The organism is Pseudomonas sp. PDM28 (genome assembly GCF_019219115.1).
Lineage (GTDB): Bacteria > Pseudomonadota > Gammaproteobacteria > Pseudomonadales > Pseudomonadaceae > Aquipseudomonas > Aquipseudomonas laurylsulfatiphila.
Window position 1 is genome coordinate 65940 of the sequence record NZ_JAHUWG010000016.1, and the last position, 24965, is coordinate 90904.

The window sequence follows — 24965 nt, forward strand, 5'->3', positions numbered from 1 at the left end:
GAACGGCCTCACCTGGCTCCCTCGGTTCAGGTGAATTTGGCGCCCTCGGGCGCCTTTTTTTATGGGGGATCAAGCAACGGCCATTCGGCCAGCGCCCGATAGCGGCCCTTGTGGGATTCAAACAGGGTGAAGCGCTCGGCATGCAGGATGAACTCCGGCGCGGTTGGGGACTCCGGTACCGGCGCCCGATAGTCCCGCGCCAGGGTCAGGTGCGGGCGATACTCCCTTGGGGCCTCCTCCAGCCCGAACGGCAACATCGCCTGTTCCAGGGCATAGACCAAGCGCAGCAATGCCGGGGGCGCCTGCTGTGGCGCGAGCACCAACGCCCCCGCCCTGCGCCATACGTCCAGCCGGTCAAGCACCACCGTCAAGCGCTCGCCCGGCGCGCGGATGGACGCCGCAGCGGTGCAGAGCTCGGCGATCTGCGCCACACCCACCGCGCCCAAAAACTTCAGCGTCAGGTGAAAGTTGTCCGCCGGCACCGGTCGACCATTGCGCAGCTGCAGCGCGCTGCGCCACTGGGCGATCTCCCGGCGCTGGGCCGGGGCGCAGTCCAGCGCAAAGAACAAACGCTTGATCGGCTCGCGGGTTTCGTCGTTCATGCCGCACTCCTTGTGGGAAGACTGTCTGAGTGTACTCAACAGCCGCCTGCCGGCCAGCGGATTTCTGGCAACGTCCGGCAGGCGCGTTATAGTTTTGGCATCCCAAAACCGGAGGGGGTGGGGACCATGCGACAGATCATCAGTAAAGAACCATGGTGGGCCAGACCGCCCGCGCCAGGTCAGGATGAACTCCAGCTGGAATGGGGCTGGCTGGTGCATTACAGCGAAGGTGAGCCGCGCTTCGAGTTCATCCACGAGCGGCCGACGGATGACGAGATCCGCCAGCGCAAGAGTTGCAGGACCACCCCGACGCCGGAGTGATCCCGTGTCCGGCATCAAGCCGTGAGGAGTACTTCAAACCCGCCGTACACCATGCGTTGGCCATCGAAGGGCATCGGATTGACGTCCGGCTTCATGCGCGGGTCCTGCATCATCTTGTCCATCCCGGCATTGCGGGTGACCTTGTCCGGCCAGATGATCCAGCCGAAGGCAACGGTTTCGCCCTCCTTGAGTTTCACCGACATCGGGAACGAGGTGACCTTGCCTTCCGGCACGTCCTCGCCCCAGCATTCGACCACGCTCAAGGCACCGTTTTCCTTGAAGACCGAAGCGGCGATCTGGGCGTGTTTGAGGTATTGCCCACGGTGGGCGGTGGGTACGGCAGCGATAAAACCATCGACATAAGACATGAGTGTTTCTCCTTGGGTCATGGGGTGTTCTGCTGAGTAGTCGGTTGCGCCGGCGTCCAATCGACAGTGCCGGCACTCAAACCGACCGGCGGTTGTGCACCGCCGCCCAGATTCCCTTCTATCTGCCCCGCCATGTAAAGCGTGCCGGCCATGACGCCGGTGGTCGGGTTTTGCACCAGCTTGATCCAGGCCTTGTCGAAGGTGTTGCCCAGGCTGCTGCGGATCAGCGCCTCGCTGTCCGGCCTGTCATTGGCCTGAATGATCGCGCGAATGGCCGCCACACCGACGGTGATCAATCCGCCGGCGAGTTTCCCGGCAGCGGCGGCCACGGCACTGGCGGCCCCGCGCGGGGCCATCTCGGCTTCCATGCGCTGGCTCGCGCGCTTGGCCACCGGCGCCATCGCGGTGTCGGTCGAGCCCACGCCCTTGTCACCGCCGGCCTTGTGGATTTTGTCGAGCAACGCGGCGTAGGCCGGCAATGTGGTCAACGATTCGGTGTGCACGATCTGGTACAACGAGGCGTCCCGCGCCGGCGGTGGCCCGAGGGCAATGGCCGGGATTTTCTGGATGCGCCCGTTGAGCTGGGCCATCGGCACTCCGTGGCGGGTGGAGATTTTCTGCAGTTCTTCCTTGAGGATGTCGACGTAGAAGGCCGCTGCCAGGCCAAGAATCGCATCGGGATCGATTTCCGCCGCCACCGGGGCCAGGACCTTCTCCTGATAGGCTTCGAGCAGGTACGCCGCCAGGCGCTTGGCCGAGGCATCCTGCTCACCCTTGGCGCTGATGGTGTACCAGCTGACCTTCATCGACAGCCATTCCTGGGTCCAGTAGCTGCTGAACCACGGAATGAAATTCTCTTCGGTCAGTTCATAGACCCGCGTACGCCAGTATTCCATGGCGCCACGGGCGTAGATTCGGGTCTGTTCGGTGGCCGACTGCGACGCGGCGACGATCTCCCGGTCCACCTGTTGCCAGGTGCTGGCGGGAACGATGACCGGGGCCACTTCCACCGGCGCACGCGGCGGCGTGGCGCACCCTGCCAACACCACCAGCACGGCAATGATCAGCGAACGCAGGTTCAAGATGGCGGCTTCCTGAAGTGTGCACCGGGCGGGATGTCCAGCACTCGAAAACCATGATTCAAGTATAGGTTGCGGCATGTGCCTGGCCGACGGTCGGCGGCACTTTTGAGGCCCTCTTCGCGGGCAAGCCCGCTCCCACAGGTTGCGTGTCGTGCCCGGATCATGTGGCAAGCACAAAACATTGTGGGAGCGGGCTTGCCCGCGAAGGGGCCAGAGCAGACAGCACAAAAACCACCATCACTGGCGTCGATATTCACCATCGCCGCAATTGCCTTCCGCTTGCACACCGTCAGCGTAGGATCGATCCCAAGCCAACACGAAATCCCGAATCGGAGGGAAACCTCATGCTGATCCATCTGCTGACCTGCCTGGCCCTGACGGCGTTCACATTGAGTGTGTTTGCCTGGTACGTCCTGAGCGAGGAGCAAACATCATGATGCACACCGTCTCCCTCGCCGTGCGTTTTCCGCTGTTCGGCAGCAATTTCTACACGCAGAAATTCGAATCACGTAAAGAGTTGACTCTGCTGTTCGACGAGAAGTTCGAAGCGCTGTTGATCCCTTCAGCCGATCATCACTTCAGTAACGAAGTGGTCGGGCTCAATGATCAGTTCCGCTTTTTGAATGACGTGCTGGCCGAGCATTTGCTGGATGTCGAGCTGGCAAAAAGCTCGGCCCGCGTCTTCGGATTCTGACGGCGACCACCGGTCAGCCGGGCACGGACGCGAACCGCTCACAACGTTCGCTGGCTATTGCCAGTGCCCCTCGCAATATCGATTCCCCAATCCATCGCCGCCTCCATGTCCAGCATGTGCGGGCGTGGGTCGTGGATTTCGTCGATGACCGAGCCGTCCGGCTTGTAGACACCGATAAACATGCCCAACGAACCGTCTTTCAATATCTCGGCGGTGACTTTGATTTTGCATCCGTTCGATAGCGTCTCCTTGTGCTCAATGTGGCGCTCGGTCATGACTGCATTCCTCCCCTGACTGGATTCAAACCCTACTGGCCATGCTAGCTCAGGCCCCGAAACTGCGCCGCCCCGCTGGACCGGAGGGCCTGGCCTGACAGCGGCGCAATGCCACCTATACTCAAAGCCACCTCCCCCCAGGGGATCTGCACGTCCAACAATAACAAGCAGAGGTGGAACATGGTCTGGCAGCAAGTCTACGATCCGTTCGGTAACCCGGTGCTTTCAACACTCATGGCGGCTGTGCCGGTGGTGGTGATGCTGGCGTCCCTCGCGTTTTTCCATATCAAGGCGCACCTGGCGGCACTGCTCGCCCTGGTCTCGGCCTTGCTGATCGCGATCTTCGCCTTCGGCATGCCGGCGAACATGGCCGGTTCCGCGGCGTTGTTCGGTGCAGCCAACGGTTTGCTGCCGATTGGCTGGATCGTGTTGAACATCATCTTCCTGCACCGCCTGACCACCGAGAACGGTTCGTTCAAAGTGCTGCAAGACTCCCTTGCGCGCATCACCGATGACCGGCGCCTGCAATTGCTCCTGATCGCCTTCTGCTTCGGTGCGTTTTTCGAAGGCGCGGCTGGTTTCGGTACGCCGGTGGCAGTGACCGGGGCGATTCTCATCGGCCTCGGCTTTTCGCCGCTTGCCGCCTCGGGACTGGCGCTGATCGCCAACACCGCGCCGGTGGCCTTCGGCGCCCTCGGTACGCCGATCATCACCCTGGCCAAGGTCACCGGGCTGGATGAGATGGAGCTGTCGATGATGGTCGGCCGGCAGTTGCCCTTCTTCTCGGTGCTGGTGCCGTTCTGGCTGATCTGGGCCTTTGCCGGCTGGCGCAAGATGCTGGAGATCTGGCCGGCGATCCTGGTGGCCGGGGTCAGTTTTGCCGTGCCGCAGTTCCTCGTGTCGAACTATCACGGGCCCATGCTGGTGGATGTGATCGCCGCGCTGATTTCCATGGCCTGCCTGACCGGTTTCCTCAAGGTCTGGAAACCGGCCACCGTGCACACCTCCGCCGCCCTGTCCGGCCGGGTCGACAACTCGAAGATCGACGCCGAGCACGACGAAAAGCCCGTACCGACCGCAACCTTCGCCAACGAGGCGAAACCGGCGGTGATGCGGGCGTGGATGCCGTGGATCATCCTTACGATCTTCGTGTTCATCTGGGGTACGCAAGGCTTCAAGAGCACCTTCGACACCCGCCCTGCCATCGACCCGCAAACCAGCTCGGCCAAGCTCGATCCGCAGGGCAAGCCGATGCGCGAGGCGAACCCGGTGTTCGCGCCGGTCGTGACCTTCACCACCCTGCACCTGCAGGTCGAGAAAGTCCCGCCCGTGGTGGCTGCGCCGAAAACCGAGGAGGCGGTGTACAAGTTCACCTGGTTCACCGCCACCGGCAGCGGCATTCTGCTGGCGGCAATCGTCGGCGGCTTGTTGATGGGTTACTCGATCCCGCAACTGATTCACCAGTACCTGCGCACGTTGTGGGTGGTGCGTTACTCGTTGATCACCATTGCGGCGATGCTCGCCCTGGGCTTCCTCACACGCTACTCCGGCCTGGATGCGACCATGGGCCTGGCCTTCGCCGCGACGGGCATTTTCTACCCGATGTTCGGCACCCTGCTCGGCTGGCTCGGCGTGGCGCTGACCGGCTCGGACACCGCGTCCAACGTGCTGTTCGGCGGCCTGCAACGGGTGACGTCCGAGCAACTGGGCATCAGCCCGGTGTTGATGGCCGCCGCCAACAGTTCCGGCGGGGTCATGGGCAAGATGGTCGACGCCCAGTCGATCGTGGTCGCCTCCACCGCCACCCGCTGGTACGGCCATGAAGGGGAAATCCTGCGCTACGTGTTCTTCCACTCGATTGTGCTGGCGATTCTGGTCGGCGGGCTGGTGACCTTGCAGGCCTATGTTGCGCCGTTCAGCCATATGGTGGTGGGCGGGCATTGAACTGTGGGAGCGGGCTTGCTCGCGAAGGCGGTGTGTCAGACGGCAATGTCTTCGACTGACACTCCCTCTTCGCGAGCAAGCTCGCTCCCACAGGGGACGGTGGTTTTTTTTGAATGAATGGTCCGTCGTGCGGACAAACATCCCATGGACAGCCGGCCGTATCAGGCCAATGATGAAGGTCGCAGGTCTCCAGCGAGAATCGTGATCCCATGAACATTCTCTACGATGAACGCGTTGACGGCGCCTTGCCCGACGTCGACAGACAGGCCCTGTTGCAGGCCCTGCAGAGCCGCTTGCCGGGCCTGGAAATCCTGCATCAGCAGGAGGAACTCAAGCCCTACGAATGCGACGGACTGTCGGCCTATCGCACCACGCCGATGCTGGTGGTGCTGCCCCGGCACATCGACGAAGTGCAAGGGGTGCTACGGGTCTGTCATGAGCTGCACGTCCCCGTCGTCGCCCGTGGCGCCGGCACCGGTTTGTCCGGCGGTGCGCTGCCCCTTGAGAAAGGCGTGCTGCTGGTGATGGCGCGCTTCAACAACATCCTGCACATTGATCCAGCCGCGCGTATTGCACGGGTTCAGCCGGGTGTGCGCAACCTGGCGATTTCCCAGGCGGCGGCACCGTTCGGCCTGTATTACGCGCCGGATCCATCCTCGCAAATTGCCTGCTCCATCGGCGGCAACGTCGCGGAAAATGCCGGTGGCGTGCATTGCCTGAAGTACGGCCTGACCGTGCACAACGTACTCAAGGTCGACATCCTCACTGTCGACGGCGAGCATTTGAGCCTGGGCTCCAACGCCCTCGACGCCCCCGGTTTCGATCTGCTGGCACTGTTCACCGGTTCCGAAGGCCTGCTCGGGGTGATCACCGAGGTCACGGTCAAGCTGCTGCCCAAACCGCAGACCGCCAAGGTCTTGCTGGCGGCGTTCGACTCCGTGGAAAAAGCCGGGCGCGCCGTCGGCGACATCATTGCCGCCGGCATCATCCCCGGTGGCCTGGAAATGATGGACAACCTGGCCATCCGCGCCGCCGAGGACTTCATCCACGCCGGTTACCCGGTGGAGGCCCAGGCCATTCTGCTGTGCGAACTCGATGGTGTTGAAGCCGATGTCTCGGATGACTGCGACCGGGTGCGCCAGGTCCTGCAACAGGCCGGTGCGACCGAGGTGCGCCAGGCCAAAGACGAAGCCGAGCGCGTGCGCTTCTGGGCCGGGCGCAAGAACGCCTTTCCGGCAGTGGGCCGCCTCTCGCCGGATTACTACTGCATGGACGGCACCATCCCCCGTCGCGAACTGCCCGGTGTGCTGCACGCCATCGCCGAACTGTCGAACGAATACGGCCTGCGGGTGGCCAACGTATTCCACGCCGGCGACGGCAACATGCATCCGTTGATCCTGTTCGACGCCAATCAACCCGGTGAACTGGAGCGCGCGGAAAACCTGGGCGGCAAGATTCTGGAGCTGTGCGTGAAGGTCGGCGGCAGCATCACCGGTGAGCACGGTGTGGGTCGCGAGAAGATCAACCAGATGTGCGCGCAGTTCAACAGCGATGAGCTGACCCTGTTCCATGCGATCAAAGCCGCCTTCGACCCGAGCGGCCTGCTCAACCCCGGCAAGAACATTCCGACCCTGCACCGTTGCGCCGAATTCGGTGCCATGCACATCCATGGCGGTCAATTGCCCTTCCCCGAGCTGGAGCGTTTCTGATGCGCGGCCCTGAAGATTTCGATGACAGCCAACTGCTCCTGGAGCAGGTCAATCAGGCGCTGGAAAACGCTACGCCGTTGCGCATCCAGGGTTCCAACAGCAAAGGTTTTCTTGGCCGCACCACGGCCGGAGAAATTCTCGATACCCGTGCGCACCGGGGCATCGTCAGTTACGACCCGACCGAACTGGTGGTCACCGCCCGTTGCGGCACGCCGCTGGCGGAGCTGGCGCAGGCGCTGGATGCCGCGCAACAGATGCTGCCCTGCGAGCCGCCGTCCTTTGGCGAGGGCGCAACCGTCGGCGGCATGATCGCCTGCGGACTGTCCGGCCCACGGCGCCCGTGGTCCGGCTCGGTGCGCGATTTCGTCCTCGGCACGCGGGTCATCACCGGGCATGGCAAGCTGTTGCGCTTCGGTGGCGAGGTGATGAAAAACGTCGCCGGCTACGACCTGTCACGCCTGATGACCGGCAGTTACGGCTGCCTCGGGCTGATCACCGAAGTCTCGCTCAAAGTGCTGCCAAAACCCCGGAAAGCCCTAAGTATCAGCCTGGAAATGGACCCTGAACGCGCCTTGCTGCGCCTGGCGGAATGGGGCCAGCAACCGTTGCCGATCAGCGCGGCCTGTCACGACGGTACACGCCTGCACCTGCGGCTCGAGGGCGGTGAAGGTTCGGTGGCGGCGGCCCACGAGCGCCTCGGTGGCGAACGGCTGGACGCTTCGTACTGGGAAGATCTCAACGAACAGCGCTTGAGCTTCTTCGATGAAGACCAGCCGCTTTGGCGCCTGTCACTGCCGCACAACACACCGCGCCTGTCGCTGCCGGGACGCCAGTTGATCGACTGGGGCGGCGCCCAGCGCTGGTTGAAATCCGATGCCGAGGCGGCGTTCATCCGCCAGGTCGTCGACGAAGTCGGTGGCCATGTCACCTGCTTCAGCCACGTCCTCACCGACACCCCGTTCCAGCCGCTGCCCCCGGCCCTGATGCGCTATCACCGCAACCTGAAACAACAACTCGACCCACGGGGCATCTTCAACCCCGGACGCCTGTACGCGGAGCTTTGAACCATGCAGACGACCCTGAGTGAACGCGCCCGCCATCTGCCCCGCGCCGCAGAAGCCGAAAGCATCCTGCGCACCTGCGTGCACTGCGGCTTCTGCAATGCCACCTGCCCGACCTATCAATTGCTCGGCGATGAACTGGACGGACCGCGGGGCCGCATCTACCTGATCAAGCAAGTGCTGGAGGGCAACGACGTCACGCAAAAGACCCAGCAACACCTGGATCGCTGCCTGTCGTGCCGCAACTGTGAAACCACCTGCCCGTCGGGCGTCGATTACCACAACCTGCTGGACATCGGTCGCGCGGTGGTCGATGCGGCGGTGCCGCGTCCGCTCGGCCAGCGCCTGTTGCGCGAAGGACTGCGGCAGACCGTGCCCCATCCGGACCTGTTCAAGAGCCTGGTCAATGGCGGCCAGGTGTTCCGCGCACTGCTGCCCGATACCCTGCAAAGCAAATTGCCGCGCCATGCACCGCCGGCCAAGCCGCGCCCCATGACCCTGCGCGAGCGTCAGGTGCTGATGCTCGAAGGTTGCGTGCAGCCCGGCCTGTCGCCCAACACCAATGCCGCGGCGGCGCGGGTGCTGGACCGGTTGGGGATCAGCGTCATCGCGACCCGCGAAGCCGGTTGCTGCGGTGCCGTGGACTACCACCTGGACGCCCAGGCCGCCGGCCTCGATCGCGCCCGGCGCAACATCGACGCGTGGTGGCCGGGCATCGAAAAAGGCGCCGAGGCGATTGTGCAGACCGCCAGCGGTTGCGGCGCCTTCATCAAGGACTACGGCCATCTGCTCGCCAGCGACCCGACCTATGCCGACAAGGCGAAAAAGGTCAGCGAACTGGCCCGGGACCTGGTGGAGGTGTTGCGCGACGAACCGCTGGAAAAGCTCGGGATCCACGCCTCGCAGCGCGTGGCCTTCCATTGCCCCTGCACCTTGCAGCACGGGCAGAAACTCGGCGGTGCCGTGGAAGCGCTACTGAGCGGACTCGGTTTCAACCTGACGTCCGTGCCCGACGGGCACCTGTGCTGCGGCTCGGCGGGCACCTATTCGCTGACCCAGCCCGAACTGTCGCGACAACTGCGCGACAACAAGCTCAATGCCCTGGAAAGCGGCCATCCCGAGGTCATCGTCACGGCCAACATCGGCTGCCAGTCGCACCTCGACGGCGCGGGCCGGACCCCGGTACGACACTGGATCGAACTGGTCGAAGCCGCCCTGCCTTAACCGAATCCCGGAGATGCCCATGAACCGCAAAGCCGTGCTGAGCCAGACCGAAGTCCAGCAGATCATCAAAGCCGCCCGTGCCGAAGCACAGGCCAATCAATGGGCCGTGACCATAGTGGTGGTCGATGACGGCGGCCACCCGCTGGCCCTCGAACGCCTCGACGGTTGCGCACCGAGCAGTGCGTACATCGCTACCGAAAAGGCCCGCACCTCAGCCCTCGGGCGACGCGAATCGAAAAGCTATGAAGACATGGTCAACGGGGGGCGCTACGCTTTTCTTTCAGCACCGCTGCTGACTTCGCTCGAGGGTGGCGTGCCGATTGTTTTCGATGGCCAGGTGATTGGGGCTGTCGGGGTGTCGGGCGTCAAGCCTGAGCAGGATGCACAGGTGGCGAAGGCTGGGGCGCAGTGCGTGAAATGAGGTTTTGGCATCACCCTAAATCCCTGTGGGAGCGGGCTTGCCCGCGATGGCGGAGGAACAGTCAACATAAATGTTGGATGTGCTGGCCTCATCGCGGGCAAGCCCGCTCCCACAGGGTCCGTGTTCAACCAGACGAAAGGAACTCCTCCGATGACCCGCCTCACAGCCAAAGACTTCGCCCCGGAACTGCTTGAGCTGTACGACTACTACGCCCACGGCAAGATCAATCGCCGGGAGTTTCTCGACCGCGCAGCGTTGTTCACCTTCGCAGGTTTGACCGCCGGCGCCCTGCTCGCCGCGCTAAGCCCCAACTACGCGCTGGCCGAGCAAGTCGAGTTCACCGACCCGGACATCATTGCCGAGTACATCACCTACCCTTCGCCCAAGGGTAACGGCCAGGTACGGGCTTATCTGGTGCGCCCGGCCAAGGCCACCGGCAAGGTGCCGGCGGTGGTGGTCGTGCATGAAAACCGCGGGCTCAACCCCTACATCGAAGACGTGGCCCGGCGTGTGGCCAAGGCCGGTTTCATCGCCCTGGCCCCGGACGGCCTGACCTCGGTCGGCGGTTATCCCGGCAATGACGACAAGGGCCGCGAGCTTCAGGCCACAGTCGACCCGGAAAAGCTGATGAACGATTTTTTCGCCGCCGTCGAGTGGATGATGAAACACCCTGCCGCCACTGGAAAAGTCGGCATCACCGGGTTCTGCTACGGCGGTGGCGTGACCAACGCCGCCGCCGTGGCCTATCCGGAACTGGGCGCCGCCGTGTCGTTTTATGGCCGTCAGCCAACGGCCGAGGAAGTGCCCCGGATCAAGGCACCGGTGATGCTGCACTACGGCGAACTGGATACACGGATCAACGAGGGCTGGCCGGCCTACGAGAAAGCGTTGAAGGCCGGGGGCAAGACCTATGAGGCCTACATTTATCCGGGCGCCAATCATGGTTTCCACAACGACTCGACGCCGCGTTATGACGAGGCGGCGGCGAAGCTGGCGTGGGAGCGGACGTTGGGGTGGTTTAGAAAGTATCTGGTTTGAAGGACTCGGCCAGCAGGGCCGGCCCCTTCGCGGGCAAGCCCGCTCCCACAGGGTCCTGAGTCGTTCACAGAAATGTGCTTCGACTCGGCCCCCTGTGGGAGCGGGCTTGCCCGCGATAGCGGTTTGAAGGCAGTCGCAGTTATTTCGGCTGAGCCACCGTCCGCAAATACGGCTTCAATGTCTTGAAGCCATCCGGGTATTTCTTCTTCGCATCTTCATCAGACACCGAAGTCGGGATGATCACATCCTCGCCCGGCCTCCAGTTCACCGGCGTGGCAACGGTGTGCTTGGCATTCAGTTGCAGGGAGTCGAGCAGACGCAGCACTTCATCGAAATTGCGCCCGGCGCTCATCGGGTAGATCAGCATGGCCTTGACCTTCTTGTCCGGGCCGACGATGAACACCGAACGCACCGTGGCGTTGTCCACCGCCGTGCGCGCGCCGCCGCTGGCATTGGGGTGGATCATGTCGTAAAGCTTGGCCACCACCAGGTTTTCATCGCCGATCAGCGGATAGTTGACGGCGCAGCCCTGAGTCTCGGCGATGTCGCCGACCCAACGGTTGTGGTCGCTGACCGGGTCGACGCTGAGGCCGATGACCTTGGTGTTGCGCTTGTCGAATTCGGGCTTGAGTTTGGCCAGGTAGCCCAGTTCAGTGGTGCACACCGGGGTGAAATCCTTGGGGTGGGAAAACAGGATGGCCCACCCATCGCCGATCCATTGGTGAAAATTGAGCGTGCCTTCGGTGGTTTCGGCGGTGAAATCCGGTGCTTCGTCGCCAATGCGGATAGCCATGTTCGATCTCCTTGCAGTGATGGACAGGGACGCCGTCAGGGCAACGAATGCGCTTTCAACGGCATGGACGCGGACAGTATAGGAGAGGTTGCGCAACTCGCCGGCTGCGCTAGTCCACCAGCGCAATCAGCTGCTGACGCTGGGCATCGGTCAGCATCGGGCCGAAACCGGCCCGGGCATTTTCCGCCATGTAGCGCGGGTTGCCGGTGCCCGGAATCACGCAGGTCACCGCCGAATGCGACAACAGGAACTTCAGTGCCAGTTGCGGCCAGCTCTTGACCCCGACTTGCGCCGCCCAGCCTGGCAGCGGTTTGTCTTTCAGTCTGGCCAGCAGGCCACCACCGCCGAACGGCCGATTGCAGATCACCGCCACGCCCCGTTCGCGGCACAACGGCAGCAAGCGTTTCTCGGCGCCGCGATCATCCAGGGCGTAGTTGATCTGCAGGAAATCCAGCGGCTCGGCCTTGAGCACCGCTTCCACTTCGTCGTAGGCCGACGCCGTGTAATGGGTGATGCCGATGTAGCGGATGCGCCCCTGTTCTTTCCAGTGGCGCAGAGTCGGCAAGTGCGTCTGCCAGTCCAGCAGGTTGTGGATCTGCATCAGGTCGATCCGGTCGGTCTGCAACAGGGCGAAGGATTGTTCCATCTGCGCGATGCCTTCCTCGCGCCCGCGGGTCCACACCTTGGTGGCCAGGAACGCCGGCGAGCGCGGCTCATGGATCGACAGCAGTTCACCGGTGGTCTGTTCGGCGCGACCGTACATCGGTGAGCTGTCGATCAGCTTGCCACCCTTGTCGAACAACGCATCCAGTACCGCGGGCAAGTCCTTGTAGGCCGGTTGCGAAGGCTCGACGTCGAATCCGCGATAAGTGCCCAAGCCTACGATCGGCAAGGACTCGTTGCTGGAAGGAATGGCGCGAGTCTGCATGGTCTTGCCTCCTGTTCCCGTCGACGGCGCGGGTTGCGCATTCGCCGGACCGAACGTGAAGACCGCCGAAGCGCCGGCAGCCAGCGTGAGTATTGCTCTACGGGTGTAACCCTCAGGATGGCTCATAAAACGCTTCTCACCAGTCGTTCGGGTTTGGCCTGTGGCACCGACACGGCGGATAACCCGCGCCCAGGGTCGATTGACTACACTCACAAAGCCCTGCGGCGCCAGCCACTTTCCAACCCCGAGCCGTCAATGCCGCCCACTAACGTTAGTCGAATGTCGCGCACCCTGGTGTTACTCGTCGTCATCGTCGCTGCGTTGTACCTGACGCTGTGCGTGACGCTGTTCGTGTTTCAGCGGTCGCTGATCTATTACCCGCAACCGCGCGCCGTCGGCACAACCGGGACGCTGCTCACCCTGCCGGTCGCCGACGCACGGGTGCTGGTGTCCATCCGGCCCCACGAAGGCCCGAATGCGCTGATCTACTTTGGCGGCAACGCCGAAGACGTCTCGCGCAACTTGCCCGGGTTCACCCAGGCGTTCCCTGATTACGCGCTGTATCTGCTGCATTACCGGGGCTTTGGCGGCAGTTCCGGCTCGCCTTCCGAAGAGGCCATTGCCCGCGACGCCTTGACCTTGTTCGACCAGGTGTATGCCAGCCACTCGCATGTGGCGGTGGTCGGACGCAGCCTGGGATCCGGGGTTGCCGTGCGCCTGGCCAGCCAGCGCCCGGCCGCACGATTGGTATTGATCACGCCCTACAACAGCCTCGAGGGGCTGGCCGCTCGACAGTTTCGCTGGTTTCCGGTGCGCTGGTTGCTCAAGGACAAATACCCGTCCTGGCAGTACGCCGCCCGCATCACGGTGCCGACGGTCTTGATAGTGGCCGAGCATGATGAAGTGATTCCGCGTTCGAGCACCGAGCGTTTGTACACACACTTCGCCAAAGGCGTGGCGTCACTGCAGGTGATACCGGGGGCGGGGCATAACTCGATCAGCGAAAGTCCCGACTACCTCAAACTTCTTCGTGAAGGGCTGTAACGGCAACACCAGTCTTTGTGGCGAGGGGGCTTGCCCCCGTTGGACTACGAAGTAGTCCCGAATCCAGACGATGCGTATTCAGGTTAACCGCATGTAGCTGTTTTACGACTGCTGCGCAGCCGAACGGGGGCAAGCCCCCTCGCCACAAAAAGCCTCCCTATGCCCCCAGTCGCTTCCAGCAACAGGCTATGGCCATTCATCCGAGAGTTCGCTTCCAGCCAATAAAAACATATTTTTATGCCTATATTGATATTGTCGAACGTTCCCACTCTCAGAGGGTGCCGTCATGAATATCAAAACCCTGGCTTTGCTCCTGCTGGCTTTCTGTGCCCAACCGGTCTGGAGCCAGACGCCTGCCGCCTCACCCGCCGCTGCCGACGGCCCCGCGCTGACCACGCGCCTGGCCGAGCGAGACCTTTGGGTCGAGCACATTTTCTGGATCAGAAACTACGCACTGGCCAATCAATCCGCCGACCAGAAACAAGCCAAGGTCGCGGCCGATCAGGTGGTCGACAACGCCACCAAAATCGCCAACAGCATCGCCCCGCTCTACGGCCAACCGGCGGCGGATCAACTGCTCAAGTTGCTTGCCGGCCATTGGGGCGCGGTGAAACACTACAGCGATGCCACCGTTGCCAAAGATGCCAAGGGCAAGCAGGCCGCCGTCACCGAGCTGACCAGCAATGCCAAGGCGATTGCGGCGTTCCTGGCCACGGCGAACCCCAATCTGCCTGAGGCGACACTGGTGACGATGTTGTCAGCCCATGGCGGTCACCACATCACCCAGATCGATGAGTTCGCGGCACATGATTACGCCGGCGAAGCCCGTACCTGGGCGATGATGCGCACGCACATCCTGGCCCTGGCCGATGCGTTGACCGGCGCGCTGGTCAAGCAATTCCCGGACAAGTTCTGATATCGCGCGAGGCTATCCCATGCTGGAAGGACTGGGCCGAACACAGCAAGACCTGCTCAATGCACTGCTGCACCATGCCGGCGGCATGAGCATTGACGAGTTGGCTGAACACCTGGCCGTTACGCGCACCGCGATTCGCCAACACCTGGCGGCGCTGGAGCGTGACGGCCTGGTGCTGCGCGGCGACACCCGCCCGACGGGGCGTCGTCCGGAGCAGCTGTATCGGCTCACCGACCACGCACGGGAGCAATTCCCTCGCCACTATCAGCTACTGGCCAGCGTGCTGATCGATGAAGTCGCCGCCATCATCGGCCCCGAAGCCCTGGCCTCGCTGATGCGCAGCATGGGCCGCAAACTGGCGCTGGACCGTGAACAACAGGTCGTCGACGAAACCAGGATCGTCCAGCACATGAACCAGGCGGGCTACGAAGCCGAGGTGTTTTTTCGCTCGGGCGACACGCCGGAAATCGTCGCGCATAACTGCGTGTTCCATCGCCTGGCCGCCGAGCATCCGGTGGTCTGCGAACTGGACCTGGCCTTGATCGGCGCGTTGGGCGGCGGTGAAGTCGAGCACAGCGAGTGCATGGTGCGTGGCGGGCATGTCTGTCGCTTCAGGCTGCGACCGAGCGACAACCAGGATCCCGTGTAAACGGCGCATCCCGCCCTACCCTTCGTCGGACGCCTCGGCGGGATGAAAGGCAACTGCTTGTCCGTCGTGAACCTTGTGTCGAGACACCAGTCATACCCTGCGTTTTTCCCCACTCCTTTCGTCGTCATCTCATTCGAGTTGTCCGTTCATGCGCCAAACCGTCGTTGCCTTGCGCTTTACTTCGCTGTGCCTGCTTCCCCTGCTCCCCGCTTTTGCCAGCCCCGCCCACGCCGATGGGCAACGGCAACTGGTCGACGCCATCAACGACTACCGCGCCCATCCGCAACGTTGCGACCGACGCCCCGCGCAACGCCTGTCACCCCTGACGCTCAAATCGAACCTGGCCTTGCCCGTTGGCTATGGCGGTGGGTTGCGGGACCGGTTAAAGGCTTCCGGCTATCAGGCCACCATGGTGCGCTCTATCCGCGTGGTGGGTGCACGGGATGCCGAAGAGGCCTTCGATATGTTCCAGGACGAGCACTGCGCCGCACTGCTCGACAACCAGTATGCCGACATCGGTGTCAGCCGCGCCGGGAGCGAGTGGCAAGTGGTGCTGGCGCGGCCGGTGCTCGACGGGAAAACCGGCGATCCCCGCAGCGCCGCCCAGGCGTTGCTGGCGCAGGTCAACGCTGCCCGGGCCAAGCCGCGCTTGTGTGGTCGCCAGCGCTTCGCCGCCGCACGGCCGCTGTCCTGGAGTGCTGCCTTGGGTTCCGCAGCGCAAAATCACAGCAAGGACATGGCCTACGGCAACTACTTCGCCCACCAGGACCCCGACGGTGACATGCCCGCCGACCGCGCCAGGGCTGCCGGCTACCGTGGCCGCCAGATCGGTGAAAACATCGCTGCCGGACAAGGTTCACCGAGCAAGGCCATGGCCGGTTGGCTCGCCAGTCCCGGGCACTGCGCCAACCTGATGAACCCGATGTTCACCCAGGTCGGTGCCGCGTACGCCGCCAACGCCCGCAGTGACAACGGTGTTTACTGGACGATGCTGTTCGGCGCGCCTTGAGCAGCCAGCCAGTCTCACCTTGCGGGCATAGAAAAGGTTCTCGACGGTTACTGTAGGAGCCAGCCTGCTGGCGATGGACTCAAGTGCGCCGCGTTCATCCTGTTCACCCGCGTTATCGTTAACGACCATCGCTGGCAAGCCAGCTCCCACAAGGGGCCCTGCCCACGCTGAAACTGTAGGAGCCAGCCTGCTGGCGATGGACTCCAGTGCGCCGCGCTCATCCAGTCCACACGCGTCATCGTTAACGACCATCGCTGGCAAGCCAGCTCCCACAAAAGACCGCGCCCACACGCTGAAACTGTAGGAGCCAGCCTGGTGGCGATGGACTCCAGTGCGCCGCGTTCATCCAGCTCACCCGCGTCATCGTTAACGACCATCGCTGGCAGGCCAGCTCCCACAAGGGGTCATGCCCACGCTGGCTCCACATCGTGAAAAAACCAAGGCATTAAAAAGCCCGCACTGGGCGGGCTTCGCGGGTGAGTATAAGTAGGTGGCCGGTGCTGGTCTCCGGCTTACAAGGTTTATCAGGCCTCCCACAAAAGAGTCGTGAAACCGTAATGGAACTCTTCTGCTTCACACGGCATAAGGGCTGGATCCCAGCGCGGGGATCTTTCTAACCGTGTACCCTTCGGAACGCGCCCCACGTCTCCTTGCTATCCTTTTGCGCATCAGTCTGCGTCTTCACCTACAAAGTTGAGGATAGCAAAACAGGGACGATTGCCAACCGGGCTTTTAGACCGATTTCGACCAGCAGAAAACATGGCAGGACGGAAAAATACTATCGATAAGGAGAGGGTATTGCATGGATGAGTTTCACCAGGGCAGCTGCCTTTGCGGCGCGGTCAAATACGGCGTGTCGACCGAGTTGAAAGCCGTCACCCATTGCCATTGCAGCCAGTGCCGAAAGAGCCATGGAGCTGCGTTTGCGACCTACGCGAGCGCGCCCGTCTCGTCGCTGTCGATCATGTCCGGCACTGATTCGCTGCAGGCGTTTGAATCATCCAAAGGTGTCACCCGGCAGTTCTGTTGCCGCTGCGGATCTTCGCTGTTCTGGACTGACTCGACAGGCGCGTTTTCCGAGTGGGTTTCGATTGCCCTCGGCTCGCTGGATACGCCGCTACGGACACGCAAGCAAAAACATGTTTGCGTCGGCTCGAAAGCGGATTGGTACGAGATCAACGATCAGCATCCACAAGCGGACTGAGTGAGGTTGCTTGCAGATTTTGCATACACCCACTGACCCTGTGGGTGTACACAGTTCCGTGCATCACGAAGGCCGACGCACCACCCTCACCTTGCCGCTTTCGCCGCCACCGCAGAACAACCGCTCGCCGCCATCGGACTCCAGTCCCGACACGCCGACGCCTTCGGGCATCCTGAGGCTCTCGAGTACTTCACCGGTTTGCGCGTCGATGCGCCGCAACTCACTCTCGTCGCCCTCCCAGGTGCCATGCCACAGCGAACCTTGCACCCAGGTCACGCCGGTAACGAAACGGTTAGATTCGAGGGTGCGCAGGATCTTGCCGGTCTCGGGGTCGATCTGGTGGATCTTGCGTTCGCGGTACTGGCCCACCCACAACGTCCCTTCGGCCCAGGTCAGCCCCGAATCGGTGCCGGCGCCGGGGGCCGGAATCGTCGAGAGGATGCGGCCGGTGCGGGGGTCGATCTTGTGGATGCGGTCGTCGGCGATCTGGAACAGATGCTCGCCATCGAACGCGGTGCCAGCATGGGCAGCGACATCGATCGAGTTCAGCAGCTTGCCGCTTTCCGGGTCCAGGGCATTGATTTTACTGTTGCTGGCGAACCAGACCTTTTCGCCGTCCCAGGTGACGCCGCACACATGATCGACCTCGGCAAACGGGCCATATTCACGAATGACTTCAGCAGTTGCGTGTTTCATCTGGCAATCCTCGATGGGGGGTGGTGGCGTTCATCCTAGCCACCGGGCAGCGGCGCCGGGAGTAACAAGGTCGTCGCGAATCCCGGCACCGGTGGTGTCATCCAGCGCCGCGCGCGGCCTCGGCCAAACCACTGCACCTTGCCCTGCTCCGCCAACGTATCGAGCGCACGCTGCACCGTGCGCTGGCTGGTGCCCAGCGCCAGGGCCAGGGCGGAACTCGACCACGACTCGCCATCGGCGAGGCAGGCAAATACCGCGGCAAATTTTTCCTCGACCGGTTGCGCCAGTGTCACCACCTCCGTGCACACGGACGTTTGCAGGGCAAAACCACGGGGCGTCGCGATGACGCCGGCCAACGGCTTGAGCGCTTTACGCAGCCGGCCGATTTCCACGCGCAGCCGGGCACGATGGGACTCATCCGAGAGCTTCAGACGGAACGCCCGGGCGATCAGCGTTTCCCGCGCAACGTCGACGGGCCAGGCTTCAGCCAGGGTGCGGGCGAGCATGAACAGGATCGGCCGCGTCGCCAGCGACACCGACATGCCGCAGCCCCGCACAACGTACCGGCAGGCATCCACCACCAGCGCCGTTGAACCGAGCAAGGCTTCCACTTCATCGAGCAGCAGCGCGCGTTCCACACCCCGGGCAATCAGGCGTGCCGCGGGGGCGTCGAGCAAGCGCGCCACCTGTTCCACTTCTGCGATCAGCGCGGCAATCCCCGTCTGACCGGCAGCCTGCCCGGCTCGCGTCAACGCGTCCCGTGCCGCGCTCGATTGCAGGCGGCGAATGGCGATTCCCGCCAGCACCAGTTCATGGGTTGCGCGCAAGGCCGGTGGCAAAGGGCCGGGGTCGAGGCTGGCCAGCAACTGCTGCGCCTCATCGAGCTGGCCGATCAGCAGCAAACGGCGGATTTGCAGATACCGCGCATGGGCGGCATTGACCCGGTCACCGTGGTGTTCAAGGGTGACCCGCGCCGTTTCAAGCGCCTTGACCGGCCAGCCGAGATCCCGCGACGCCAGGGCGATTTCGGCCTCGGCCACCACGCATCGGGCACGGGCCAGCACCTCCCTGGGCGAAAAGGCCTTTTGCGCACGCTTGACCAGCGCCCGGGCGCGCACCAGATCGCCCAGTTGCGCCATGGCGATACCGCGCAGGGCCAGCGCCGGCGCATCGTCGCGCAAGGCCACGCGGTCCAGTGCGCCCAGTGGATTGCCCGCCGCCAGCGCCTGGGCGGCGGCCGTGATCATCGAGTCCATCGAAATCCCGCCACGCTTGTCACTCCCACCCTTCGATACCCGGGTTTAGTCTAATTCACGACCTTTCACCAGGAGCGTACAGCGATGAACACGCACACAACCGCGACCCGGGACCAATGGCTGGCGGCACGCCTGCAACTGCTCGAAGCGGAAAAGGCCCTGACCCGACGCAGCGATGAACTGGCCCGGCAACGCCAGGCCTTGCCGTGGGTTCGCCTCGACAAGACGTACCGTTTTGCTACCGACAACGGTAGCGCCACCCTGGCCGAACTCTTTCAAGGGCGCTCGCAACTGCTGGTCTATCACTTCATGTTCGGCCCCGACTACACCGCCGGCTGCCCTTCCTGCTCAGCCATTGCCGATGGCTTCGACCCCGTGGTCATCCATCTGGCCAATCACGACGTGACCCTGATGGCGATATCCCGCGCACCGTTGGCGAAACTGCAGGCCTACAAGCGCCGGATGGGCTGGACCTTCCCTTGGGCCTCGGCCGCCGACAGCGATTTCACTGCCGACTTCAACGTCTACTTCACCGAGGCGCAGCAGCGCGAAGGCCTGGTCGAGTACAACTACCAGCGCGGCGGCCATGCCATGGATGCCAGTGACATACCGGAACCGGTGAAACAGTTCGCCGCGACCTGTGGCACCGACGCGCCGACCTATACCCGCGACCGGCCGGGGCTGAGTACCTTTGTGCTGGAGGGCGGCGAGATCTATCACACCTATTCCACCTACGCGCGGGGCCTGGACGGGTTGTGGAGCATGTACCAATGGCTCGACCGCACGCCCAGGGGACGCAATGAAACGGGGCCCTGGTGGCGTCGGCATGATGAGTACCGGTGAGCGCCGGCGCTGTCACTGACCGCCGATGAAGACATCCGCCAGCTTGTCCACCAGCGCAGGTTTGGTCTGCGAGACCCAGCGTCGGGTCGCTCGGCCGCAGTAATCACGCCGGAGGAATCGTCGCCAGCACACCGATCAGGATGGTCAACAACAGAAAACCGCCGAGAAAAATCGTCATCTTGGCCATGCGGCCTCCCACACTATGAATTGGCGGTACAGCGAGCGCCGAGTGCTGCCGTACCGGAGATTTATTGTGGGCTGGCGGCTGTATCCGTTACAGAGGCAGATTGCACTGAAAAATACGGATCAGATGCGCTTTGAGGCTGTGCTTTCGGGCGTATGGCACAGAGGAGTTTGCGGCCGATGTCCACAAAAGGCGTGACGATCAAACCCTTCATCGTCAGGTAACGCTCGTGATCCTGTTCCCCGGTGCCGAAGGCGATGACCTCGGGTGTGGGCCGGGTAACGTACAGGGTGCCGAACATCCAGTCCCACAGCGACAGGTTGATGCCGAAGTTCTTGTTGAAATGTCGTGGCGCATCGCTGTGATGAATCTGATGTTGCGCGGGGCTGCTCAGCACCCGCTCAAGCACTGGCCCGAAGGACAACCAGACATGGCTGTGACGCAGGTTGGCCGCCAGGCTATTGAAGATGAACACCATGTAGGTCACGCCAAACAAGGTGTAGCGGCTGATCTCTCCCCCGCAGGCGTACCAGAAGACACCGGCAAAGGCGCCGACACAGATGATGTCCGTGAGCTTTTCGACCACCTCTTCCAGAAAGTGCACGCGGCTGGCCGTCGCCGGCACCAGCACGGGCGCCGAGTGATGGACTTTGTGGAAGGCCCACAGATACCGCGAATGAAACGCGCGATGGCCCCAGTAATGGCTGAAATCCTTGACCAGGAATACCCCCAGTCCATAGAGCAGGGTCAGCGCCAGGTGCTCCTCCACTTGCGTGCGCGCGCCCCACAGCCGGGTGAAGAAGGCGATGTAGTCCGCCGAGCGCAACACGTACGGGTCGACCAGACCGACGATGGGCAGCACCAGGACAACCTTGAGGATGGCCAGTACGAAGTAATAGCGGTAGTCGAGCAGCGCCGAGCGGTGCAGGTAAACCCGGCGGCCACCGATGAACTCAACGAACGAGCGCGCGTCGGTCAAACCCCTGGATTTACGGTACCGGAACAGGCAATAAGCAACGCCGTAAGACATGCAGAGAAAGGATAGACCGAGTCTGCCGTTGAAGTCGAAAATGCCCAGGAACTGCCGGGTGACCGGCTCGATGACCCACTGGGATAAATAAAGATGGATTGCGGCAAGAACATCCATACCGGACTGCCCGACGTAAATGGAAGGGCGATTGTAAATGAGAATGAGTCTTTAGTGTGCTGAATTATGTCCCGTTATCAGCCGCCCAGCGCAATGATCGCAAGGATCAACACACCTCCCGTAGCGGCCATGATCACCCCACCCTGCCACTGCGTGGCGCCAGCGTATCTGGCGAGCATCCAGCCTGCGATGAACAGCACCACGAGGCCGATCAGGTTGGACAAGCGGATGGCGAGCGCCGTCTGGTCGAGCAGTATGAACGGCACCACCAGTGGAAAGGTCGAGCCCACCACCAGCAGGAAAACACCGAACGCGCCCCTGAAGTCGTTCCAGCCGAGGCCGGCCCTGATCGGCAAGGGCGGCTGTTCGAGCAGCCGACGGCGCAACAGCTCCAGGCCCTCGCTGCCGGCTGCCGTCGCGAATTGCAACGGCAGTACTTGCGCAATGAGCGCCTGACCGGCCGTGGCGTCCGCGCCATTGCGCAGGGCCAGGTACAGCTTGATCCTGCGCGTGCGCTCGACCAGTGCGCGCAACAGGTACATGACCGCATCGGCCAGTCCCCAGGCGAGATTGCAACCGAGCGCGGCCAGCATCATCGTGCGTTCGGCGGCCTGGTCTGCCGTGGCCACGCTGATGGTGCCGGTAAACGTCATGGCCATCAACAGGCCGAAGATCACCTCGGTAATGCGCTCGACAGGGTCAAGTACAGGCGCCCTTTCGAATTGACCATTGCCTGGCATGAAAATACCTCCCCCTGGGCTGCCTGCACGATACCGGTCGACGCTTTAGCCAGGCACCGGTTGCCCAGGCTGGATATCTGCATCTGCGTCAAGTGTAGATTGAACGGCTACACTCATGCGCACACGTTACCTGCTTCAATAGGAGTGTTTCATGCTTGACTACTTCGCGTTGGGCCTGCTGATCTTTGTCGGGCTCATCCTGTTCTACGGGATCATCCTGCTCCACGACATCCCCTATGAAATTGCCGTCCATCGCAACCACCCTCACCAGGATGCAATCCACGCCACCGGCTGGGTCAGCCTGTTCACCTTGCACGCGCTCTGGCCGTTCCTGTGGATCTGGGCGATGGCCTATCGAGAGGACCGGGGCTGGGGTTTCAGTGACGGACACTCACCCAAGAGCCATGTGGTTCACCTCGAACAACAGGTCGCCGAACTGCAAGGCCGGATCGAGCGCCTCGAGGCGGCGACGGGCACCACGCAGAGCAGGCGGCCAACGGACAATCTCGGCGAGGGCATTTGAGCCATGGATCTCTTACTCATACTGACGTATGCCGCACTCTGCGTTGCCATCTTCAAGATCTTCCGCATCCCCCTGAACAAATGGACGGTGCCCACGGCGGTGCTGGGCGGTATCGTGATTATCGGCGCGCTGATTTTCACGATGAACTACAACCACCCCTACTCCGAGGTGGCGCGTTCCTATTTCGTATCGGTTCCGGTGATTCCCGTGGTCAGTGGCCAGGTGATCGACGTGCCGGTCAAGACCAACCAGCCCCTGGAAAAAGGCGATGTGCTGTTTCGCATCGACCCCGCGCCTTTCGAGTACCGGGTCAAATCCCTCAAGGCACAACTGCTTGCCGCCCAGGCCGATCGTGCCCGGATCACCGAGTTGATCAAGCGTAATTTCGGTACCCAACGGGAACTGGACATGGTGGTCGCTCGCAGTGACGACCTGAAGGCACAACTGGACAACGCGCAGTACGAACTCGACAACACCACGGTGCGTGCGCCCAGCAAAGGCTTCGTCACCCATGTTTCGCTGCGTCCGGGCATGATGGCGACCAAGCTGCCGCTGCGCCCTTCGATGGTGTTCATTCCCGCCGAAGGACATTACTTCTCGGCATGGATGCGGCAGAACAGCCTGTTGCGCCTGACCGAGGGCGATGAGGCCGAAGTCGCGTTTGACGGCATTCCCGGGAAGGTATTCGAAGGCAAGGTCAAGACCGTGGTGTCGGTCATCGCCGAAGGCCAGATTCAACCGTCGGGCACGCTGATCGGTTTTACCGGTTCGCCACCGGCCGGCCGGGTACCGGTGATCATTGAAATCACCGATCCCGACTATGCCCAGTACGCCGACCTGATGCCCGGCGGTGCCTACGGCCAGGCGGCGTTGTACAGCCAGCATTTCCATCACATCGCGATGATGCGCAAGATCCTCCTGCGCATGGCTGCCTGGATGAACTACATCTTTCCGTTCCACTAACCCGCTAGCGTCGGCAACTGGCTCCCTTGAATGGGGTCAGTTGCCGGTTCAGCGAACCGGCCTGGTCGCGCAGTTGCAACGACTGATCGAGCAGGCTGCGGATCGCGGAGCTTGAAGTATCGGGCGTGGCATTGAGGGGGTACGGCGCTAGAGAATCCAGTGGAGCAGCAGGTGCGAGGCAATCCAGGGAGAGGCCTGGGTCACCGCCCATGCCAGCAGTGCGCACACGAACAGGTAGCCCGCAAAGAACTTGACCATCGCGCTGTTGCCCATGCTGCCCTCCCGGCTTTACAGCCATACGGGGCGTTCAATGCGAATGCGTAACCATTACGATGCGCGTCTCACCCGTAAAGGATTCGATCACCCGAATGGTGTGCAGTTCCATAGGCCGGGTAATTCACAGGTTTGCCCACCCTTTGCATTCGACCTGACCGTAATAGGCGCCGGCAGGTCAGCGCGCTCAAAGGCTCAACGCCATCGCCAGTACGCCGGACAACGCCAGCATCATCAGCAACGCAACAAACATCAGACTCAACTGAGCGAGCTGCTTATATAGGTGTGTCGATCTTTTCGTGATCAGATCAATGGATTTAGTCGTGGAAGCCATCACCCGTTCTCCCTTTCCCGCCGTACATGTAATAGCTCTCGCGAACAATTGGCTGGGCTGGTCGTCGGTGGCGATCTGAATGATATCTGCACGTTGGGAGTAAGTGCGTTGTCAGCCCGTGACGTGCTCCGGGAAGGAGCATCGTGCAGGGCGGGCTTGACCTGAGCAGTAAGGCGACGGCGTTGCATGCTGGTGGTGTCGCAAGCTTCATTTTTCACCCCTCGCGTCATACCGAATCAGGCGAGTCCCGCCGTCGCCATGATGTCCGGGACGAAAACTGTTGCGGGTACCAAGGGGTTAAGCAACGAATGAGCCATCACCACAGGGCCAAGAAAAAGTCCAAGTTAATGAACAAGCTGTTTCCCGGCGTGCCAGGCGAGACGCAAATGTGGTGATAAAGGCCCAGTCAGCTGGGTGTAATAACCCATGTGTGGGGATGTAGGAGCGAGCCTGCTCGCGATGAACCCGAGAACACCGCGGGGCACCTGCCAACCCGCGTTATCGTTGACGACCATCGCTGGCAAGCCAGCTCCCACAGGGGACCGTGCCCACGCTAAAACTGTAGGAGCCAGCTTGCTGGCGATGGACCCGAGAGCGCCGCGGGGCACCTGCCAACCCGCGTTATCGTTGACGACCATCGCTGGCAAGCCAGCTCCCACAGGGGACCGTGCCCACGCTAAAACTGTAGGAGCCAGCTTGCTGGCGATGGACCCGAGAGCGCCGC

General features: G+C 62.5%; 28 protein-coding genes. 16 read left to right on the plus strand and 12 right to left on the minus strand.

Features of this window, described 5'->3' with window-relative positions:
• Window positions 1-59: 59 nt before the first annotated feature.
• Window positions 60-602, minus strand: coding sequence for an RNA 2',3'-cyclic phosphodiesterase (thpR, locus tag KW841_RS28740; protein ID WP_218480668.1), 543 nt, complete (start codon window positions 600-602; stop codon window positions 60-62).
• A 126-nt stretch (window positions 603-728) separates the two neighbouring features.
• Between thpR and KW841_RS28745 the strand changes: the two genes are divergently transcribed.
• Window positions 729-923 (plus strand): hypothetical protein, encoded by a 195-nt coding sequence (locus KW841_RS28745; protein ID WP_116583062.1) that lies wholly within the window; start codon window positions 729-731, stop codon window positions 921-923.
• 14 nt (window positions 924-937) lie between these two features.
• Here KW841_RS28745 and KW841_RS28750 read toward each other — a convergent pair whose 3' ends face one another.
• Window positions 938-1291, minus strand: a complete 354-nt coding sequence (locus KW841_RS28750; protein ID WP_218480669.1) for a DUF1428 domain-containing protein — start codon at window positions 1289-1291, stop codon at window positions 938-940.
• Window positions 1292-1308: 17 nt separating this feature from the next.
• Window positions 1309-2373 (minus strand): hypothetical protein, encoded by a 1065-nt coding sequence (locus KW841_RS28755; RefSeq protein ID WP_218480670.1) that lies wholly within the window; start codon window positions 2371-2373, stop codon window positions 1309-1311.
• A 433-nt stretch (window positions 2374-2806) separates the two neighbouring features.
• On the opposite strand from KW841_RS28755, the gene KW841_RS28760 reads away from it, so the two are divergent.
• Complete coding sequence (locus tag KW841_RS28760; RefSeq protein WP_218480671.1) at window positions 2807-3067, plus strand: hypothetical protein; 261 nt, start codon at window positions 2807-2809, stop codon at window positions 3065-3067.
• Between the two features lie 38 nt (window positions 3068-3105).
• Here the strand turns inward: KW841_RS28760 and KW841_RS28765 are convergent, their stop codons facing one another.
• Window positions 3106-3342, minus strand: coding sequence for a phage GP46 family protein (locus KW841_RS28765; RefSeq protein WP_218480672.1), 237 nt, complete (start codon window positions 3340-3342; stop codon window positions 3106-3108).
• Between the two features lie 180 nt (window positions 3343-3522).
• Here KW841_RS28765 and KW841_RS28770 point away from each other — a divergent pair, with 180 nt between their 5' ends.
• The 6 genes from KW841_RS28770 to yghX all read left to right on the plus strand — a co-directional run bounded on the left by KW841_RS28770 (window position 3523) and on the right by yghX (window position 10739).
• Entirely contained in the window at window positions 3523-5286 is a 1764-nt protein-coding gene (locus KW841_RS28770; protein ID WP_218480673.1) for an L-lactate permease, read from the plus strand.
• Window positions 5287-5495: 209 nt separating this feature from the next.
• Complete coding sequence (gene glcD / locus KW841_RS28775) at window positions 5496-6995, plus strand: glycolate oxidase subunit GlcD (protein ID WP_102701216.1); 1500 nt, start codon at window positions 5496-5498, stop codon at window positions 6993-6995.
• Window positions 6995-8059, plus strand: a complete 1065-nt coding sequence (glcE, locus tag KW841_RS28780; RefSeq protein ID WP_218480674.1) for a glycolate oxidase subunit GlcE — start codon at window positions 6995-6997, stop codon at window positions 8057-8059. The genes glcD and glcE overlap by 1 nt, the downstream gene beginning before the upstream one ends.
• A 3-nt stretch (window positions 8060-8062) precedes the next feature.
• Complete coding sequence (glcF, locus tag KW841_RS28785; RefSeq protein WP_218480675.1) at window positions 8063-9280, plus strand: glycolate oxidase subunit GlcF; 1218 nt, start codon at window positions 8063-8065, stop codon at window positions 9278-9280.
• Window positions 9281-9299: 19 nt separating this feature from the next.
• On the plus strand, window positions 9300-9701 hold the full coding sequence (locus KW841_RS28790) for a heme-binding protein (RefSeq protein ID WP_102675035.1): 402 nt from the start codon (window positions 9300-9302) through the stop codon (window positions 9699-9701).
• 150 nt (window positions 9702-9851) lie between these two features.
• Window positions 9852-10739, plus strand: a complete 888-nt coding sequence (gene yghX / locus KW841_RS28795; protein ID WP_218480676.1) for a YghX family hydrolase — start codon at window positions 9852-9854, stop codon at window positions 10737-10739.
• Between the two features lie 139 nt (window positions 10740-10878).
• Here yghX and KW841_RS28800 read toward each other — a convergent pair whose 3' ends face one another.
• Both KW841_RS28800 and KW841_RS28805 read right to left on the minus strand, forming a co-directional pair.
• Entirely contained in the window at window positions 10879-11532 is a 654-nt protein-coding gene (locus KW841_RS28800; protein WP_015095597.1) for a peroxiredoxin, read from the minus strand.
• A 109-nt stretch (window positions 11533-11641) separates the two neighbouring features.
• Complete coding sequence (locus tag KW841_RS28805; RefSeq protein ID WP_218480677.1) at window positions 11642-12586, minus strand: aldo/keto reductase; 945 nt, start codon at window positions 12584-12586, stop codon at window positions 11642-11644.
• Window positions 12587-12715: 129 nt separating this feature from the next.
• Between KW841_RS28805 and KW841_RS28810 the strand changes: the two genes are divergently transcribed.
• From KW841_RS28810 to KW841_RS28830, 5 genes are all read left to right on the plus strand, one after another.
• On the plus strand, window positions 12716-13504 hold the full coding sequence (locus KW841_RS28810; protein ID WP_218480678.1) for an alpha/beta hydrolase: 789 nt from the start codon (window positions 12716-12718) through the stop codon (window positions 13502-13504).
• Between the two features lie 286 nt (window positions 13505-13790).
• Window positions 13791-14420, plus strand: a complete 630-nt coding sequence (locus KW841_RS28815) for a hypothetical protein (RefSeq protein WP_218480679.1) — start codon at window positions 13791-13793, stop codon at window positions 14418-14420.
• Between the two features lie 19 nt (window positions 14421-14439).
• Window positions 14440-15069: a metalloregulator ArsR/SmtB family transcription factor gene (locus tag KW841_RS28820; RefSeq protein ID WP_218480680.1), complete on the plus strand. Its 630-nt coding sequence runs from the start codon at window positions 14440-14442 to the stop codon at window positions 15067-15069.
• 148 nt (window positions 15070-15217) lie between these two features.
• A complete protein-coding gene (locus KW841_RS28825; protein WP_218480681.1) occupies window positions 15218-16078 on the plus strand; it encodes a CAP domain-containing protein in 861 nt (286 codons plus the stop codon).
• Window positions 16079-16880: 802 nt separating this feature from the next.
• Window positions 16881-17282: a GFA family protein gene (locus KW841_RS28830; RefSeq protein ID WP_218480682.1), complete on the plus strand. Its 402-nt coding sequence runs from the start codon at window positions 16881-16883 to the stop codon at window positions 17280-17282.
• A 63-nt stretch (window positions 17283-17345) separates the two neighbouring features.
• Here the strand turns inward: KW841_RS28830 and KW841_RS28835 are convergent, their stop codons facing one another.
• Entirely contained in the window at window positions 17346-17978 is a 633-nt protein-coding gene (locus tag KW841_RS28835) for a PQQ-binding-like beta-propeller repeat protein (RefSeq protein WP_218480683.1), read from the minus strand.
• A 35-nt stretch (window positions 17979-18013) separates the two neighbouring features.
• A complete protein-coding gene (locus KW841_RS28840; protein ID WP_218480684.1) occupies window positions 18014-19234 on the minus strand; it encodes a helix-turn-helix domain-containing protein in 1221 nt (406 codons plus the stop codon).
• Between the two features lie 84 nt (window positions 19235-19318).
• Here KW841_RS28840 and KW841_RS28845 point away from each other — a divergent pair, with 84 nt between their 5' ends.
• Window positions 19319-20077: a DUF899 domain-containing protein gene (locus tag KW841_RS28845; protein ID WP_218480685.1), complete on the plus strand. Its 759-nt coding sequence runs from the start codon at window positions 19319-19321 to the stop codon at window positions 20075-20077.
• Between the two features lie 248 nt (window positions 20078-20325).
• Here the strand turns inward: KW841_RS28845 and KW841_RS28850 are convergent, their stop codons facing one another.
• Together KW841_RS28850 and KW841_RS28855 are read right to left on the minus strand one after the other, a co-directional pair.
• A complete protein-coding gene (locus KW841_RS28850) occupies window positions 20326-21408 on the minus strand; it encodes a sterol desaturase family protein (RefSeq protein ID WP_218480686.1) in 1083 nt (360 codons plus the stop codon).
• 77 nt (window positions 21409-21485) lie between these two features.
• Window positions 21486-22148 carry a VIT1/CCC1 transporter family protein gene (locus KW841_RS28855; RefSeq protein WP_218480687.1) on the minus strand — a complete coding sequence of 221 codons (663 nt, stop codon included), beginning with the start codon at window positions 22146-22148 and terminating at the stop codon, window positions 21486-21488.
• 151 nt (window positions 22149-22299) lie between these two features.
• On the opposite strand from KW841_RS28855, the gene KW841_RS28860 reads away from it, so the two are divergent.
• A complete protein-coding gene (locus KW841_RS28860) occupies window positions 22300-22671 on the plus strand; it encodes a DUF3302 domain-containing protein (protein WP_218480688.1) in 372 nt (123 codons plus the stop codon).
• Window positions 22672-22674: 3 nt separating this feature from the next.
• A complete protein-coding gene (locus KW841_RS28865) occupies window positions 22675-23634 on the plus strand; it encodes an HlyD family secretion protein (protein ID WP_218480689.1) in 960 nt (319 codons plus the stop codon).
• A 147-nt stretch (window positions 23635-23781) separates the two neighbouring features.
• Here the strand turns inward: KW841_RS28865 and KW841_RS29885 are convergent, their stop codons facing one another.
• Both KW841_RS29885 and KW841_RS28870 read right to left on the minus strand, forming a co-directional pair.
• Window positions 23782-23907, minus strand: a complete 126-nt coding sequence (locus tag KW841_RS29885) for a hypothetical protein (RefSeq protein WP_256356881.1) — start codon at window positions 23905-23907, stop codon at window positions 23782-23784.
• Between the two features lie 187 nt (window positions 23908-24094).
• Window positions 24095-24241, minus strand: a complete 147-nt coding sequence (locus KW841_RS28870) for a hypothetical protein (RefSeq protein WP_218480690.1) — start codon at window positions 24239-24241, stop codon at window positions 24095-24097.
• Window positions 24242-24965: the final 724 nt, after the last annotated feature.